Source organism: Pseudarthrobacter sp. B4EP4b, assembly GCF_006680095.1.
GTDB lineage: Bacteria > Actinomycetota > Actinomycetes > Actinomycetales > Micrococcaceae > Arthrobacter.
The window spans coordinates 1-14,395 of the sequence record NZ_VHIJ01000029.1 but is presented as its reverse complement, the minus strand read 5'-3'; the positions used below and the strand labels follow the sequence as shown (position 1 = coordinate 14,395).

General features: G+C 65.1%; 12 protein-coding genes. 4 read left to right on the top strand and 8 right to left on the bottom strand.

The window, feature by feature from the left end; all coding sequences use genetic code 11:
* Positions 1–23: 23 nt before the first annotated feature.
* A complete protein-coding gene (locus FNL14_RS10160) occupies positions 24–827 on the bottom strand; it encodes an alpha/beta fold hydrolase (protein WP_142059732.1) in 804 nt (267 codons plus the stop codon).
* An 84-nt stretch (positions 828–911) separates the two neighbouring features.
* Between FNL14_RS10160 and FNL14_RS10155 the strand changes: the two genes are divergently transcribed.
* Positions 912–1,334, top strand: a complete 423-nt coding sequence (locus FNL14_RS10155; protein ID WP_142059730.1) for a helix-turn-helix domain-containing protein — start codon at positions 912–914, stop codon at positions 1,332–1,334.
* Here the strand turns inward: FNL14_RS10155 and FNL14_RS10150 are convergent.
* Positions 1,331–2,551 carry a CdaR family transcriptional regulator gene (locus FNL14_RS10150; protein ID WP_142059728.1) on the bottom strand — a complete coding sequence of 407 codons (1,221 nt, stop codon included), beginning with the start codon at positions 2,549–2,551 and terminating at the stop codon, positions 1,331–1,333. The genes FNL14_RS10155 and FNL14_RS10150 overlap by 4 nt on opposite strands.
* Positions 2,552–2,784: 233 nt before the next feature.
* On the opposite strand from FNL14_RS10150, the gene ald reads away from it, so the two are divergent.
* Positions 2,785–3,903 carry an alanine dehydrogenase gene (gene ald / locus FNL14_RS10145; RefSeq protein ID WP_142059726.1) on the top strand — a complete coding sequence of 373 codons (1,119 nt, stop codon included), beginning with the start codon at positions 2,785–2,787 and terminating at the stop codon, positions 3,901–3,903.
* Positions 3,904–3,962: 59 nt separating this feature from the next.
* Here the strand turns inward: ald and FNL14_RS10140 are convergent, their stop codons facing one another.
* From FNL14_RS10140 to FNL14_RS10115, 6 genes are all read right to left on the bottom strand, one after another.
* Positions 3,963–5,018 (bottom strand): Gfo/Idh/MocA family oxidoreductase, encoded by a 1,056-nt coding sequence (locus FNL14_RS10140; protein ID WP_142059724.1) that lies wholly within the window; start codon positions 5,016–5,018, stop codon positions 3,963–3,965.
* 133 nt (positions 5,019–5,151) lie between these two features.
* Entirely contained in the window at positions 5,152–6,867 is a 1,716-nt protein-coding gene (locus FNL14_RS10135; protein ID WP_142059722.1) for an ABC transporter family substrate-binding protein, read from the bottom strand.
* Between the two features lie 61 nt (positions 6,868–6,928).
* The gene (locus FNL14_RS10130; RefSeq protein ID WP_142059720.1) at positions 6,929–9,166 is read right to left on the bottom strand and encodes an ABC transporter ATP-binding protein; all 2,238 of its coding nucleotides are present in this window, start codon (positions 9,164–9,166) and stop codon (positions 6,929–6,931) included.
* Positions 9,163–10,152, bottom strand: coding sequence for an ABC transporter permease (locus FNL14_RS10125; protein ID WP_142059718.1), 990 nt, complete (start codon positions 10,150–10,152; stop codon positions 9,163–9,165). The genes FNL14_RS10130 and FNL14_RS10125 overlap by 4 nt, the downstream gene beginning before the upstream one ends.
* Positions 10,153–10,154: 2 nt before the next feature.
* On the bottom strand, positions 10,155–11,138 hold the full coding sequence (locus FNL14_RS10120) for an ABC transporter permease (protein ID WP_142059716.1): 984 nt from the start codon (positions 11,136–11,138) through the stop codon (positions 10,155–10,157).
* A gap of 353 nt (positions 11,139–11,491) precedes the next feature.
* A complete protein-coding gene (locus tag FNL14_RS10115; protein ID WP_255470777.1) occupies positions 11,492–12,100 on the bottom strand; it encodes a TetR/AcrR family transcriptional regulator in 609 nt (202 codons plus the stop codon).
* A 128-nt stretch (positions 12,101–12,228) separates the two neighbouring features.
* On the opposite strand from FNL14_RS10115, the gene FNL14_RS10110 reads away from it, so the two are divergent.
* Positions 12,229–12,786: an NAD(P)H-dependent oxidoreductase gene (locus FNL14_RS10110; protein WP_142059714.1), complete on the top strand. Its 558-nt coding sequence runs from the start codon at positions 12,229–12,231 to the stop codon at positions 12,784–12,786.
* A 108-nt stretch (positions 12,787–12,894) separates the two neighbouring features.
* Positions 12,895–14,139: a non-homologous end-joining DNA ligase gene (ligD, locus tag FNL14_RS10105; RefSeq protein WP_142059712.1), complete on the top strand. Its 1,245-nt coding sequence runs from the start codon at positions 12,895–12,897 to the stop codon at positions 14,137–14,139.
* Positions 14,140–14,395 lie beyond the last annotated feature (256 nt).

Below are 14,395 nucleotides of genomic sequence, written 5' to 3'. Positions count from 1 at the left end.
GGGGGCCGCAAGGCCTGGCAACGTCAGGCCGTGACGTCGAATCCGTTAAGGGCGCGGACCCAGCCGTTGATGGCCTGGGCGGCGAGAGCCGGCGCGGTGTGCTGGAAGACGTGGCCCTGCCCCAAAATCTCGCCCATGCTGCCCTGCGCGGCGGCAGCAGAGAGCTTGACGCACCAGGGACGCCGCGCGATGGGGTCCCTGGTGCCGCGGAGCACGAGCACCGGCTGGCTGACGCCGGCCAGCCGCTCCTCCAGCGGGTACCTCATCATCACCGGCAATTCTGTGAGATACCAGCGGGGGCCTGCGCGGAAGTAGTCGCTGAACACAATCGCGTTGGAAGTCGGGGACTCGCTGAACATGGCGTCCCGGGTGAGCGCGAGGGCCTGTTGCGCCACCGATTTCCGGCCGGGTTCCACCACGGGACCCATCAGCACGGCTCCGGCCACCCGCCAGGGTTCACGCAGGGCCAGTTCCACCGCAAACTGGGTGCCCATGGAGTGGCCCACGGGCACGTAGCTGGCGACGCCGGCGTCGGTCAGCACATCGCTGACAAACGCCGCAAAGTCTTCAACCTGCAGCTGCCGTCCGGGCCGTGACGACTTGCCAAAGCCGGGGAGGTCGAAGGAGTAGACGTCCGCTGCCTTGGCCAGCTCCTGATGCAGGCGCGCGAGGTAGCGGTGGGAAACGCCAATGCCGTGCAGCAGGACATAGGTGGGGCGCGCCCCGGTATCGGGGATTCCCTTTGTACCGTGCCTGCGCTGGACGGAGGAATACAGCATTCCCTGCAATCCGACGGCTTCTACGGCCCTGCCACCATTCAATGCCATCAAGCGAGCATACCGCCGGAGCAATATAGGCGGTTCAAAGCCTGCCGCACTGCAGGGTGCGGGCCGGCACGCTAGGCTGTGGCCATGGCACTGATTGCTCCCAGGATGGCCGCCGCGCTCCCGCCCGAGGAGGCCCGGAAGCTGGAACGGGCCCTCGCCGGCAGCGATGACATTACTGTTTTTGTGGACGGCACCGTCCACCGCCTCCCGCCCCTGGCGAGGGACGCCGTCGTCGACCTCCTGCGGCGCTTTAGCCGCGGTGAGGCCGTGACGGTAAGCAGCGTGGAGGACATGCTGACCACCTCCAAAGCGGCGGAGCTGGCGGGCATCTCCCACACCTACCTTCGCAACATGACCGACCGGGGGGAAATCCCGGTAGAGTATCGCGGCAGCCACCGGCGCATTCCGCGCACGGCCATCATGGCGTGGCTCGAGGAGCAGAAAAAGGACCGGCACAAGGCTGCCGGAGAGCAAGGTGCAGAAGCCGACGACGGAACCCAGCTTTAAATCCGGGGGCGGGCTGCCCAGCGGCGCATCTTGAGCGCAGCGTGGAGTTCCAGCCGGGGCATCCCCTTCAGCGGATCCACGCCCAGCAGTTGCCTGATCCGGCCCAACCGGTTGTAGATGCTGCTCCGGTGAAGATGGAGTTTTGCGGCCACGTCCTGGACGGAACCGTCGTTGTCGTAGAGGAGTTCCAGGACTGGAATGAGTTCGCCGTTGCGGTCGTGGTCCTCGAGCGTCCGGAAGTAGACCGAGCCAGGATCCACCCAGGCGCCTGCCCCTCCCCCGGCGGAAGCCAGAAGTTGGTAGACGCCGGTGGACCGGCAGTCCACGAGCTCCCCGAGTTGCGGATCCACTGCTGCGGCCTGGGCCGCCAGCTTGGATTGCCGGTAGGCCTCGGCCAGTTCCCGCGGCCTGGTAAATCCTTCGCTGATGCCCAGGATGATCCGCTGCACGGGGCGGCCGGAGCGCTTGGCCAGCTCGAGCTGATAGTGCACCAGGACCTGCGCATGGTTCGCCCTGCCCGACGACTCGCGGAACAGCACCACGGAGTGGGTTTCCGCCCCGGCACTGAAGAGTGCCGCGTCCACACCCACTGTCGCCTGCAGTGCGGCGGCGCGGTGGATCAGGGTGGCGGCAATGGGATCCGGTCCTTCGGCCCCGCCATCGGCGTCCAGCACCGTCACCATTTGCCAGGGCCCGCGGCCCTGGATTTCCTTCCAGCCTCCCACCGCCGCCACGGCGTTGGTTTCCCCTGCACAGGCGGCCAGGAATTCCCGTTCACGCCCGCGCCGGAATTCGGATTCAGCAGTGTTGGAATCCAGCAACAGCGCTGAGAGCATTTCGAGTTCGCTGGCGACGGAAGGCAACTGGGTGAGAATCGCCGTCGGATTTTCCTCCACCGAGTCCTGCTGCACCCACAGGTAACCCACCCTGAAGCCGCGGACCATCAGCGGGACGCAGACGCGGCCCAGCATGCCCAGGTGCGGGTTGGCAGGAACCGCCACCGGCCGGACGGCGGTGGCGATGCCGTGCGAAAGCTGCCAGGCGCTGACATCAGCCGGCACTTTCTTGCTGAGCAGGAAGTTCACCCGGACGCGGTCGGCATGGGACTGGTTAGAGCTGTAGGCGAGGAGCACACCGTCCAGATCCTCCAGGGAAAGGCCGCGGCCCAGCTTCTGTGCCACCAGCTCCACCAGTTGCTCCACACCCTGTTGCTGCATGGGGCAACACTACTGCTTGCAAGGCATCCGGCACGAACGGACATCAGGCGACACTTGACGCTCTGCAGCTGAACAAACGTCGAGGCTGCACTGGCAAAATCCTTGGATTTCCGGCGTTCCTCCGCGACCGCCTCCACGGCCTGATGTCGTCTGGCTCACAACCGGATTTATCGTGGAAACACGAAATCCTTTCCCCACTTTTCCGGCTACCAGCCGAGAACACGGAGCCCACGATGATCATCGGCGTCCCCAAAGAAATCAAGAACAACGAATTCCGGGTGGCCATCACCGCCGCCGGCGTCCACGAGTTCGGCACCCACGGCCACACCGTGCTGGTGGAACGCGGCGCAGGCCTGGGCTCAGGCATCACCGACGAGGAATACGCCATCGCCGGCGCCGAAATCGTTAACGAGGCGGATGACGTCTGGGCCCGCGCGGACATGGTCATGAAGGTCAAGGAACCCATCAAGGCCGAATACCACCGCTTCCGCAAGGGCCTGATCCTCTTCACCTACCTCCACCTCGCAGCCGAGCCCGAGCTCACCCGCGAACTCATCAACTCCGGCGTCACGGCCATCGCCTACGAAACCGTCCAGGAAGGCCGCACCCTGCCGCTGCTGGCCCCCATGTCCGAGGTGGCCGGCCGGCTCTCCGTCCAGGTAGGCGCCGCATCCCTCATGGCTCCCGCCGGCGGCAAGGGCGTCCTGCTCGGCGGCGTTCCCGGCGTGCGTCCGGCCAAGGTTGTGGTTCTTGGTGCAGGTGTTGCGGGTACCAACGCCGCAGCAATGGCCCTTGGCCTCGGCGCCGACGTGACCATCCTGGACATCAATATCAACCGCCTGCGAGAACTCGATGCCCAGTACCAGGGCCGGCTCAAGACGGTGGCGTCGAACTCCTACGAGATCGAAAAGTCCGTGGTGGACGCCGACCTGGTGATCGGCTCCGTCCTGATCCCGGGCGCCAAGGCCCCCAAACTGGTCACTAACGAACTCGTGGCCCGGATGAAGCCCGGCTCAGTCCTGGTGGATATCGCCGTGGACCAGGGCGGCTGCTTCGAAGACACCCACCCCACCACACACCAGGAACCCACCTACAAGGTCCACAACACCATCTTCTACTGCGTGGCCAACATGCCCGGCGCTGTGCCCAACACCTCCACCTACGCGCTGACCAACGTGACCCTGCGGTACGCCGTGTCCCTGGCCAACCTGGGCGTCAAGGCAGCCTTCGACCGCGACCCCGCCCTCGCCGCCGGTCTCAACATCGCCGCCGGCCACGTGGCACACCACTCCGTCTCCGAGGCCCACAACCTGCCGCTCGTCTCCGACTGGCACCAGCTGGTTTCGGCCTAATCAATCGGTGGTTGAGCTCGTCGGACCTGGTTTCGACAAGCTCAACCACCGTTCTTCTTTTAAGCCACTTCGCGTGCTTGTTCTATGAGTTTGAGGGCCTCGACGGCGTCTTCCGGGTTTACCGGGAGGGGCAGGCCTGATTTTGCGCCGCCGTCGAGGATCTTCTCCGCCAGGATGCGGTAGAACTCCGGGTAGGCGCCGCGTTCAGTGGGCAGGGCGTCCAGGTGGCCGTCCCGGCCCAGCAGCCCTGCCCACTCGGGCGCCTCCTCGCCGTACTCCGCATCAAGGGGGCTGCCGCCGGCCACGATGTAGGGCTCCTGCGGATCAACCCCGTTCTTGGTGAAGGCCCCCACGGAACCCAGGACGCGGAAGCGGGCGCCCTGCTGGGCGCAGAGCATGTTCATGGTGAGGTGGCTGAGCACCCCGGACTCGTGGCGCAGCACCAGGAAAACGTCGTCGTCCGCCCGCTCGTCCGCCCGTCGGGCTTTCAGCTCGGCGTGGACCACAGTGGCGGGGCCAAACAGCAGGAGGGCCTGGTCGATCAGGTGGCTCCCGAGGTCGTACAAAGCACCGCCGCCGTCCGCCGCCGTGGCACGCGCCTTCCAGGCCTTGGCAATGGTGGGCGACCACCGCTCGAACCGCGATTCGAAGCGCGCAACCTTTCCGACGGCTTCTGCCGCCACAAGCTTGCGAAGCGTCAGGAAATCGCCGTCCCAGCGCCGGTTCTGGAACACCGTCAGCACGCGGCCGAGCTCCCGGGCCAGCTCCACCAATTCCTGCCCTTCTTCGCTGGTCACTGCGAAGGGCTTGTCCACCACCACGTCCAGCCCGGCTTCCAGGGCCGCCTTGGCGAGCGGGTAATGGGTGGCGGGCGGGGTGCCCAGCACCACCAGGTCAAGGTCCGCGGCGTGCGCGAGGACGGCATCGCCGTCGTGCACTGTCCGGACGCCCGGGTAGCGGGCAGTGGCCGCCTTTTGCCGCTCTGCATTGGAAGTGGCGATGACGTCCAGCGAATAGCGCGCATCCGCCCCGATCAAAGGGGCGTGGAAGACGCTGCCCGAAAGTCCATAGCCAATGACGGCGGTGCGGATGGTGCGTTCAGCAGTTCCGGTCATGGGACTACGCTACTCCCGCACGCTCTCTCACTTAATGCGCCTTAACGGTCAACGCCCTCTCACTTCCTTAAAGAAAGTGAGAGGGCGCTGCGGGAAAACCGACATTAAGTGAGAGAGCGTCCCGGGGGCGGGGTTACTTCTTTTCCCAGCCGAGGGTGGTCCAGTCCGGAACCTGGGACAGGCTCTGGAACAGGGACGGTCCGTAGTTGGCCAGGCCGGTGCGGACGAAGGAGATCTGGGGCCCGTTCATGACCACGCCCATGGAGAAGTACTTCGCCATGTGTTCCTTCTCCACATCCATGGCTGCCTTGTTGCGCTCGGCGTTGTCCTCGATGGAGGTCAATTCCGCGATCTTCTTGTCCAGTTCGGCGTCGCCGAGGCCGTTTTCGTTGGTCTTGGAGTCGTAGTACTGCTTGACGGCGGACGTGGCGTCGGCGCCAACGGTGTAGCCGGAGACGCTCATGTCGAAGTCGCGGCCGCCGATCACCTTGCCGAAGTCGGCGGAAGCACGCTGGTCGATGCCGACGTCCATACCACCGGCCTGCAGCTGCTTCTGCAGGGTCTGGGTGAAGGCCAGGGTGGTGGGATCATCACCGAAGTTGCTGATCTTGAAGGCGGCGGGCTTGCCGTCCTTTTCCATGATGCCGCCGGCGTTTGCGGTGTAGCCGGCGTCGGTGAGGACCTTCTTGGCGGCGTCGGGGCCGGTTTCCTTGACGGGGTAGTTGTCCTGGTAGTACTCGGAGAACGGCAGGAGCATCATGGAACCGGAGCTGGGCTCCTCCCAGTTCAGCCCGTTGAAGCGGACCTTGCGGAGGGCTTCACGGTCAACTGCCGCGAAGATTGCCTTGCGGACTGCCACGTCGGTGATCTTCTGGGCATTGATGTTCATGCCGCCGGCGAAGAGCCGCTGGCCGCGGCGGACCTCGGAGTTTTTGGTGCCCTCGAGCTGCTTGTAGAGGGCGATGGTGTTGGCGGACATGGCGTCGATTTCACCGTTCTTGAAGGCGGCGATCTGGGCGCTGGTTTCAAGCTGGCGGAACACCACGTTTTCCAGCACGGGCTTGTTGCCCCACCACTTCTCGTTCGGCACCAGGCTCACGGTCTTGCCGGCCGCATCGTACTGGTCCACCTTGAACGGTCCTGCCATCCACTCCGGGTGCATTTCGCCAACGAACCCCTCGTTGAAGATTTCCGGGGTGTTCACGGCCGGGTGGATGAGGCCAAAGTAAAGGTCCTCAAGAGGGTAGGTGGGCTGGGACAGCGTGGTGATGATTTCTTTGTCGCTGCTGCCTGCCTCTACCGACTCGACGAAGGCGTAGGACCCGGAGGAGACGATGTCATAGCCGGCATCCGGGCTCTTCAGGATGTTCCAGGTGTTCTGGAAAGTCTTGATGTCAATGGGAGTGCCATCGTTGAAGGTGGCTTTGTCGTTGACCTTGATGGTGACGACCTGTTTGCCGTCCTTCACCTCGCTCTCCACGGATTCGCAGAAATCCTTGTTGGGCGTGGCCTTGCCTTCGAAGTCCACCTTCCAGCAGCCGCCGATTCCGCCACCGGTGACCGCCACGGGGTTGATCGGGGCCATCAGCGCGGAGTTGTCCGAGCTGTTGCCGTTGTTGGAGAAGCCGTTGAAGTCCGGTCCTATGCTGCCCAGCGGAAGAGTGACTTTCCCGCCCTTTTCAAGATCGGCTGCCGGCTTCTCGTTGATGCTGATGAGCTTGGACAGATCGCTTCCCGCCTCCTGGCCCTTGGCCGTTTCCGGCCCGGTGGCGCCGCCACCGCCGCAGGCAGTCAGGGTCAGAGCCGCAGCAATAGCCGCCGCTCCGCCGATCTTGGTCAGATTCCTCATGGTGTTCCCTTCGTTGTTGCCGGTGGTGATGCTGGTGCCGCTGGTGCTGGATGGAATAAATCTACGGTGCATGGTGGTCCGCCGGGTCGTGGACTACCAGCATGTCCTCGTCCAGTTCCCCGTCCGGGAAGAAGCAGGCGAAACGCTGGTCAAGGACGGGCAGCGGGTTGGCCGCCAGGGCCTGGGCTGCCGCGGACGGTGCCACTGGTTCCAGCGGAGGTTCGAGGGTGAGGCACTTTTCCTTCTTCGCAGCCGGCAGGGCGGCGAACACGGGGCAGCGGGTGGCGAAGTTGCAACCCTTGGGCGCATCCAGCGGCGAGGGCAGGTCGCCCTGCAGGATGATCCGCTCCCTGGTCCGTTCCACCCTGGGATCCGGCACCGGGATGGCCGAGAGCAGGGCACGGGTGTAGGGGTGGCGGGGATTGTCGAAAACCCGGTCCACTTCACCGATCTCCACGATCTTGCCCAGGTACATCACGGCAACCCGGTTGGAAATGTGCCGGACCACGGACAGATCGTGTGCCACCAGCAGGTAGCTGAGGCCCAGCTCGGCGCGGAGCTTGTCCAGGAGGTTGATCACCCCGGCCTGGACCGAGACATCCAGGGCCGAGACGGGCTCGTCGAGGACCACCAGTTTCGGATTCACCGCAAGGGCCCGGGCAATGCCGATGCGCTGGCGCTGTCCACCGGAGAACTGGTTGGGGAAGCGGTTGACGTGGTCCGGCTGGAGACCCACCAGCTTCATCAGCTCCATGATGCGTTTCTTGATGGCCTGCCGGTCCATGCCGGCGTTCTGGAGCGGTTCGGCCAGGACTTCGTAGACGGTGAAGCGCGGGTCCAGGGCGCCGGTGGGGTCCTGGAACACCATCTGGAGTTCCCGGCGCATGGCGCTCTTGGTCCGGGCGTCGGCAGCCTGTTTGTTGCTGAGGCCGCCGATCACCACTTCGCCGTCCTGGTCTTTGTGGAACTCCATGATCTCCAGGAGCGTGGTGGTCTTGCCTGAACCGGACTCACCCACGATGGAGAAGCATTCCCCCTCACGGATGTCGAAGCTGAGCCCGTCCACGGCTTTCACCGTGCCGATCCTCCGCTTGAGCAGGGCGCCCTTGGTCAGCGGGAAGTGTTTGCGCACGTCCTTCAGCTGCAGGACCGTGGTGCGCTCCCCGCGGGGGATGGAATCGAATTCGGACACAGGGACAGGCGGGGCCGAGAAGATGTCATGGACGTCAACCTCGCCGCCGAGTGACCCGGACTTGATGCAGGCGGCCCGGTGCAGGCTGCTTCCGGCCACCGGCGCGAGGGCCGGTTCACCGTCAAGGCAGGCCTCAGAAGCCAAGGGGCAGCGGGGCGCAAACGAGCAGCCGGTGGGTGTGTGGATCAGGTTGGGCGGAATGCCTTCGATGGGGACCAGCGAGGCCTTCTCCGCGACGTCCACCCGTGGTACGGCGCCCAGCAGACCCATGGTGTACGGCATCCGGGGGTTGTAGTAGATGTCCTCCACTGCTCCGGTTTCCACCGGCTTGCCGGCGTACATCACCATGATGTCGTCCGCCATGCCTGCCACCACGCCGAGATCATGCGTGATCATCACGACGGCGGCGCCCGTCTCCTCCTGCGCGGTATGGAGTACCTCCAGCACCTGCGCCTGAATGGTGACGTCAAGGGCCGTCGTCGGCTCATCCGCGATCAATACACGAGGGTTGTTCGCGATGGCGATGGCGATCATCACCCGCTGGCGCATGCCGCCGGAGAACTCGTGAGGGAAGGCTTTCAGCCTGTCCTTGGGACTGGGAATGCCCACCATGGCCAAAAGTTCGACGGCGCGGGCTTCTTTGGCCTGCTTGCTCATGCCGGGATGGTGGATGGTGAGCGCTTCGATGATCTGGGTGCCCACGGTGTAGACCGGCGTCAGGGAGGACAGCGGGTCCTGGAACACCATGGAAAGTTCGTTGCCGCGGTAGGCGCACATCGCCTTGTCACTGAGGCCCAGCAGCTCCTTGCCATGGAGGCGGACCGAGCCCTTAATTTCGGCCGTGGCGGGCAACAGGCCCATGATCGCCAGCGACGTCACGGATTTTCCGGAGCCGGATTCACCCACGATGCCGAGCGTCTTTCCGGGGAGGAGGTCAAAATCGACGCCCCGGACGGCGTGCACCACGCCGTTTTCGGTATTGAAGCTGACGTTGAGGTCACGGACGGACAGGACGGCGTCGGTGGGACCGTGCAGCCCCGCGACGTGCAGCCGTTCCACCGTTGACTGGGGTTGTTCAGCGGGCCCGGCGGTGATTTCGCTGCTCATGAGGCGTTCCTGTTCACACTGGTATTCCGGGCTTTGCGCTTCCGTGCGCTGCCGCTTGAGCTGGAGCTGGGATCAAAGGCATCGCGCAGTCCGTCATTCATCATGGCCAGCGAGCCGGTGAGGAGGAACATCACTGTGAGCGGGACCCAGAACATCCACGGGAAAGTCTGCACCTGTGAGGTGGCTCCGCCGATGAGGACACCCAGGCTGACGTCCGGGACCTTGATGCCGATGCCGATGAAGGAGAAAGCCACCTCGGCGAGAATGGCCCCGGTGACGCCGCGGGTGACGTCCAGGACCAGCAGTGAGCCGATGTTGGGGACCAGGTGGCGCCAGACGATGCGCCGCGGCGGGACCCCCATGTATTGGGCGGCCTTGACGTAATCCCGCTGCATCAGCGACATCGACAAGGACCGGATCAGGCGGGCAGTGCCCATCCAGCTGAAAACCAGCAGCACGATGATCAGCAGCAGCCAGGAGGGCAGGTCCCGTTTCAGCCCTGCGCCTCCGCCGCTCGTGGCCACTGCGACCACCAGCAGGGCGGGCATCATGATGAGCGCCTCGAGGACGAAGAGCATCACCTTGTCCGCCTTGCCGCCAAAGTACGCCATGGTGCAGCCGTAGACGGCGGCGATCAGGACGGACACAAGCCCCACCACGAGGCCGATCAGGATGGAGATCCTGGTGCCTTCGACGGTCATGGCGTAGAGGTCGATGCCTGCCTGGGATGTACCGAGGTAGTGCTCGGCCGAGGGCGGCATGCCGATGTTGAAGGGATCGATCGTCTCTTTGTCCCACTGGGTGAGGTACCCGCCGACGAACGAAAAAACTGTCAGGGCGAGGAAGATGACCAGTCCGGCCACAGCAGTCTTGTTGCGGAGGAAGCGGCGGAAGATAATGGTATTTTTGCCGATAATGACGTCGGCGTTTTCCAGGTGCGCGTCCTGGGCGACGGCTGCCGGGTCGACGGCGTTGAGGTTGGTCATGGTTACTGCACCCGCACTCTCGGGTCAACAAGGGTAGTGGCGAAGTCCGCCAGGATGGCCCCGAGGGCGAAGATGACGGAGCCGTAGGCCAGCGTGGCGGTGGCGGCGTTGACGTCCTGCAGTGAGATGGCGTCGATGCTCCAGGAGCCCACGCCGGGCCAGGCGAAGATCTTCTCTGCGAAGAACCCGCCGGCGAAGATGGCCGGGATGGTGAAGGCGATGCTCTGGGCTACGGGGATGAACGAAACCCGCAGTGCATGCCGCGAGATGGCCTGGTTGCGGGTGAGCCCCTTGGCGCGGGCGGTCCGGACAAAGTCTGCGTTGACGTTGTCCAGGAGGTACTGCCGCTGGGCTATCTGGTAGGAGCCCCAGCCCACGAGGGTGATGGCGATGGTGGGGACGGCGTAGTGCGCCAGCATGTCCACGAACTGCGCCCACCCCGGCGCTGTCCCGGGGGTGGAGATGCCGGTGACGAAGAAGATCCGCTCCCCCACAGTTTCATTGATATTGATGGCACCCAGCTGCACCAGGAAGTAGGCAATGGGGGCAGGCACAATGTAGGCGAGGTAGCTGTAGGAGGTGATGACGCGGTCCTGGAACTTGTACTGCCGCGCCGCGGAATAGACCCCGAGCGCCACCCCGATGACGAGCGTCAGGATGATGGAGGCCAGGAACAGCCTCGTGGAGATCCAGACGCGGTCGCCAAACTCGGCGTTGATGTACGCTCCGTTGGGGCTGCGGCCCCAGTCCCAGCGGGAGACGATGGCCGTGAGCCATTCCACGTACCGCTCCCACGGGCTGAGGTCCGGGTCCAGGCCTTTGAGGCGCATGGAATTGGCCACCTGCTCGGGAGTGGGGCGGGGAATGCGTTCCTGTTCCAGCAAGGCCGGTTTCAGGGAACTGACCGCCAGGAAGTATCCCGCCGAGGTCGTCAGGAAGATCATAAAAACGTACGTGATGCCGCGCTTTGCGAGGTACCTGAGCATGGGCCTAGTTCTGTTTCGCCGCCGCCAGCCGGACGTCGGGGCACCAGGGAGCCGGCAGGTGGGTCAGGGTATCGGGCAAATCAACAATCACGTGCTGGATCCTTCCGTTTTCCCGGCGGTGGCGGGGGTTGTGCCGCCTCGCCGGGTCCTTTGCCAGCGGGTAGCTGGCAACCCGCCGGCTGGTGGGCCAGTCCTGTGGACTATGTTGCGGGTCACATTCGAAGAGGAAACTATCACAAGCGGCCCCGCAAAATACGGGCCCATGCGCGCAAACATAACTGCACGTATCAGATTGTTATGAATAACTTTGTGAAGTTGATGTGACTGGACGAGGGTGCAGGAAAGGGCGTAATCTACGCTCCGCTGACAACCCTTGTGACAAGATCCTGCCAGGAAGCAGCCAACCGCTCCGTACTCACGCCATGCACCTGGAGGAGGTTGAGGAGGCGGTCCGGGGTGAGGGTGGCGGCCAGTGAGCGGGCCATCAGCCACGGGTCCGCTTCGAGCCCCTCCTCACGCAGCAGCAGTTCGATGTGCCGGTGCCACAGGGCGGCAGCAGGAGGCTCGAACTCCCCGCGGGAAGTGTTTTGGGCCGCGAGCGCCAACTCGCCGAACTCCACGGTATAGGCGATGCGTTCCACGCCGAACGCGATGAGGCGCTGCAGGCCCGGCGCTCCAGGGCCAAGCGGCGGGGGCCCAAACATAAAGCGCTCCTGGAAAGCTGCCTCGGATTCGCTCAGCAGGGTCAGCATAAGCCCCGCGCGGCTGCCGAAACGGCGGAAGACGGTGCCCTTGCCTACCCCCGCCTGCTCCGCGAGCCGGTCCATCGTCAGCCCTGCCGCGCCGCATTCGCTGATCAGTTCCCGGGCTGCCGTAAGCAGCCGCTCCCGGTTCCGGGCAGCATCGCTGCGTTCCGCGGCACCCTTTGACGGAAGATCGGGCCGCATTGGGATGGAGCTCACATCCCACATTCTAGACCCGGGGGAATAAGAAGCGGACCGTAGTCCGTTTACATGGGTGAAGGCATCAAGCCTCTCTTGTTTACCCGGCCGGCGGTCCCCCTCCCGCCGCCCCAACCCCAGGAGTCCATATGACCAAGAGCACCGTCCTCACCCTCGTCGGCAGCCTGCGCGCCGAGTCCACCAACCAGAAGCTGGCTGAAGCCATCCAGCTGAACGCACCGGAGCAGGTGGAGGTTGTCATCCACGAAAGCCTGGGCAACATCCCCTTCTACAACGAGGACATCGACGTCGAAGGCCAGGTCCCGGCTGCTGCTGCCGCCCTGCGCGCCGCGGCCCATGAGGCGGACACCGTCCTGCTGGTCACCCCCGAGCACAACGGCACCGTTCCCGCCGCGCTGAAGAACGCCATCGACTGGCTGTCCCGCCCGTTCGGCGCGGGCGCCCTTGCCGGCAAGCCCACCGCCGTCGTCGGCACCGCCTTCGGCCAGTACGGCGGAGTCTGGGCCCAGGACGAGGCACGCAAGGCGGCAGGAATCGCCGGCGCCCAGATCCTCGAGGACGTCAAGCTCGCCGTTCCAGGCTCCATGGTGCGCTTCGCTGAACTGCACCCGAAGGACGACGCAGAGGTTGTGGAGCAGATCAAGGGCGTCTTTGATGCCCTTGCAGCCGTCCAGCCTGCTGCCTAAGCAGCCTTCCCGGGTGCCCGGCGCGATACTACGCGCCGGGCATCTCGTGTTTAACCCGGCAGGTCCGCAACTCTGGCTGCCGCGCCGGATCGTTGCTAGCGTGACGCCATGAACCCCTCGAAAGCCGCGGCCAGGATCCTTGACATCGCCGGCGCCGAGGTTCGCGTCTCGAGCCCCGACAAGGTGGTGTTCCCCGGGCCCGGGCTGACCAAGCTGGACCTGGTGAACTACTACCTGTCCGTGGCGGACGGAGCCCTGCGCGGCGCCGGCGGCCGGCCCATGGTGCTCAAGCGGTTCCCCAAGGGCATCGATGCGGAACCGTTCTTCCAAAAGCGCGTACCCGAGAACCACCCGGACTTCGTCGATACGGCGACGCTCCACTATGCATCGGGAACGTCAGCCGAAGAAGCCGTGATCCGCGATGCCGCAGGCCTGGCCTGGGTGGTGAACCTTGGCTGCCTGGACCTCAACCCGCATCCCGTCCGCGCGGAGGACCTCGAGCACCCGGACGAGCTGCGGGTGGACCTGGATCCCATGCCGGGGGTGGACTGGTCGCAAATTGTAGACGTCGCCTACGTGGCGCAGGAAGTGCTTGACGACGTCGGGCTGGCCGGATGGCCGAAGACCAGCGGGTCCCGCGGGCTGCATATCCTGGTGCGCATTGCACCGCAGTGGTCCTACCGTGATGTGCGGCTTGCCGCTGAAACACTGGCCCGAGAAGTGGAGAACCGCGCCCCGGGCCTCGCCACGGCGCGGTGGTGGAAGGAGGAGCGCGGCGAGAGCGTCTTCGTCGACTTCAACCAGAACGCGAAGGACCGTACCGTGGCCTCGGCCTACTCGGTCCGGCCCCTGCCGGATGCCCGTGTTTCCACGCCGCTGGCCTGGGATGAAGTGCGCTCCGCGCGGCCCGAACAGTTCACGGTGCTCACCGTTCCCGAACGTTTCGAGGAGGTGGGCGACCCCCACGCCGGGATAGACGACGTGGCGGGTTCGCTTGAGGGGCTTCTTGCACTGGCGGCCGAACTGGGTCCGGCGGAGAAGGCGCCGCGCAGCGGGGACGGCTCTGGACGCCGGCAGTCGGTCATGCCGCTGATCGAGGTTGCGCGCACCAAGACCAAACCCGAGGCACTGGCCGCGCTTGAGGAGTGGAAGTCACGGCATGCCGGCCTCCTGCCTGCCCTGCATCCGGCGGATGTACTGGTTGATGGAATGCGCGGTTCCAGCTCCCTCTGGTACCGCGTCCGCGTGAACCTGCAGCACATCCCCGAGGCAGACCGGCCGAGGCAGGAGGAGCTCATCGCCGACTACGATCCGTGGGCTGGCAAGGTATGGCCGGGGCGACCGGATTCCTGATGGCGGGAACGGCACCGCCGTGACCAACTCTTGTCCCAACCGGTACCTCCCGGACATTCTTTGCCGGATGCACCCGCCGTAACGTTAATCCACGGAAAGTACCGGGACGGGATTGCGGTGCGCGCATGGCAGGCAGGCGCAGTGATGGACAACGGGTGGCGGTGGTCCGTGCTGTGGTGGCGGCAACAGCCCTCGCCCTTCCGCTGTGGCTCGGCTCCTGCACCCCCGCTCCTCCCGCTCCTGCCCCTTCCTCCCC

What these genes read in the sequence shown, in the direction of transcription:
- FNL14_RS10160 (WP_142059732.1), bottom strand. Translation starts at nt 827, where the DNA reads ATGGCATTGAATGGTGGCAGGGCCGTAGAAGCCGTCGGATTGCAGGGA.
- FNL14_RS10155 (WP_142059730.1), top strand. Translation starts at nt 912, where the DNA reads ATGGCACTGATTGCTCCCAGGATGGCCGCCGCGCTCCCGCCCGAGGAG.
- FNL14_RS10150 (WP_142059728.1), bottom strand. Translation starts at nt 2,551, where the DNA reads ATGCAGCAACAGGGTGTGGAGCAACTGGTGGAGCTGGTGGCACAGAAG.
- ald (WP_142059726.1), top strand. Translation starts at nt 2,785, where the DNA reads ATGATCATCGGCGTCCCCAAAGAAATCAAGAACAACGAATTCCGGGTG.
- FNL14_RS10140 (WP_142059724.1), bottom strand. Translation starts at nt 5,018, where the DNA reads ATGACCGGAACTGCTGAACGCACCATCCGCACCGCCGTCATTGGCTAT.
- FNL14_RS10135 (WP_142059722.1), bottom strand. Translation starts at nt 6,867, where the DNA reads ATGAGGAATCTGACCAAGATCGGCGGAGCGGCGGCTATTGCTGCGGCT.
- FNL14_RS10130 (WP_142059720.1), bottom strand. Translation starts at nt 9,166, where the DNA reads ATGAGCAGCGAAATCACCGCCGGGCCCGCTGAACAACCCCAGTCAACG.
- FNL14_RS10125 (WP_142059718.1), bottom strand. Translation starts at nt 10,152, where the DNA reads ATGACCAACCTCAACGCCGTCGACCCGGCAGCCGTCGCCCAGGACGCG.
- FNL14_RS10120 (WP_142059716.1), bottom strand. Translation starts at nt 11,138, where the DNA reads ATGCTCAGGTACCTCGCAAAGCGCGGCATCACGTACGTTTTTATGATC.
- FNL14_RS10110 (WP_142059714.1), top strand. Translation starts at nt 12,229, where the DNA reads ATGACCAAGAGCACCGTCCTCACCCTCGTCGGCAGCCTGCGCGCCGAG.
- ligD (WP_142059712.1), top strand. Translation starts at nt 12,895, where the DNA reads ATGAACCCCTCGAAAGCCGCGGCCAGGATCCTTGACATCGCCGGCGCC.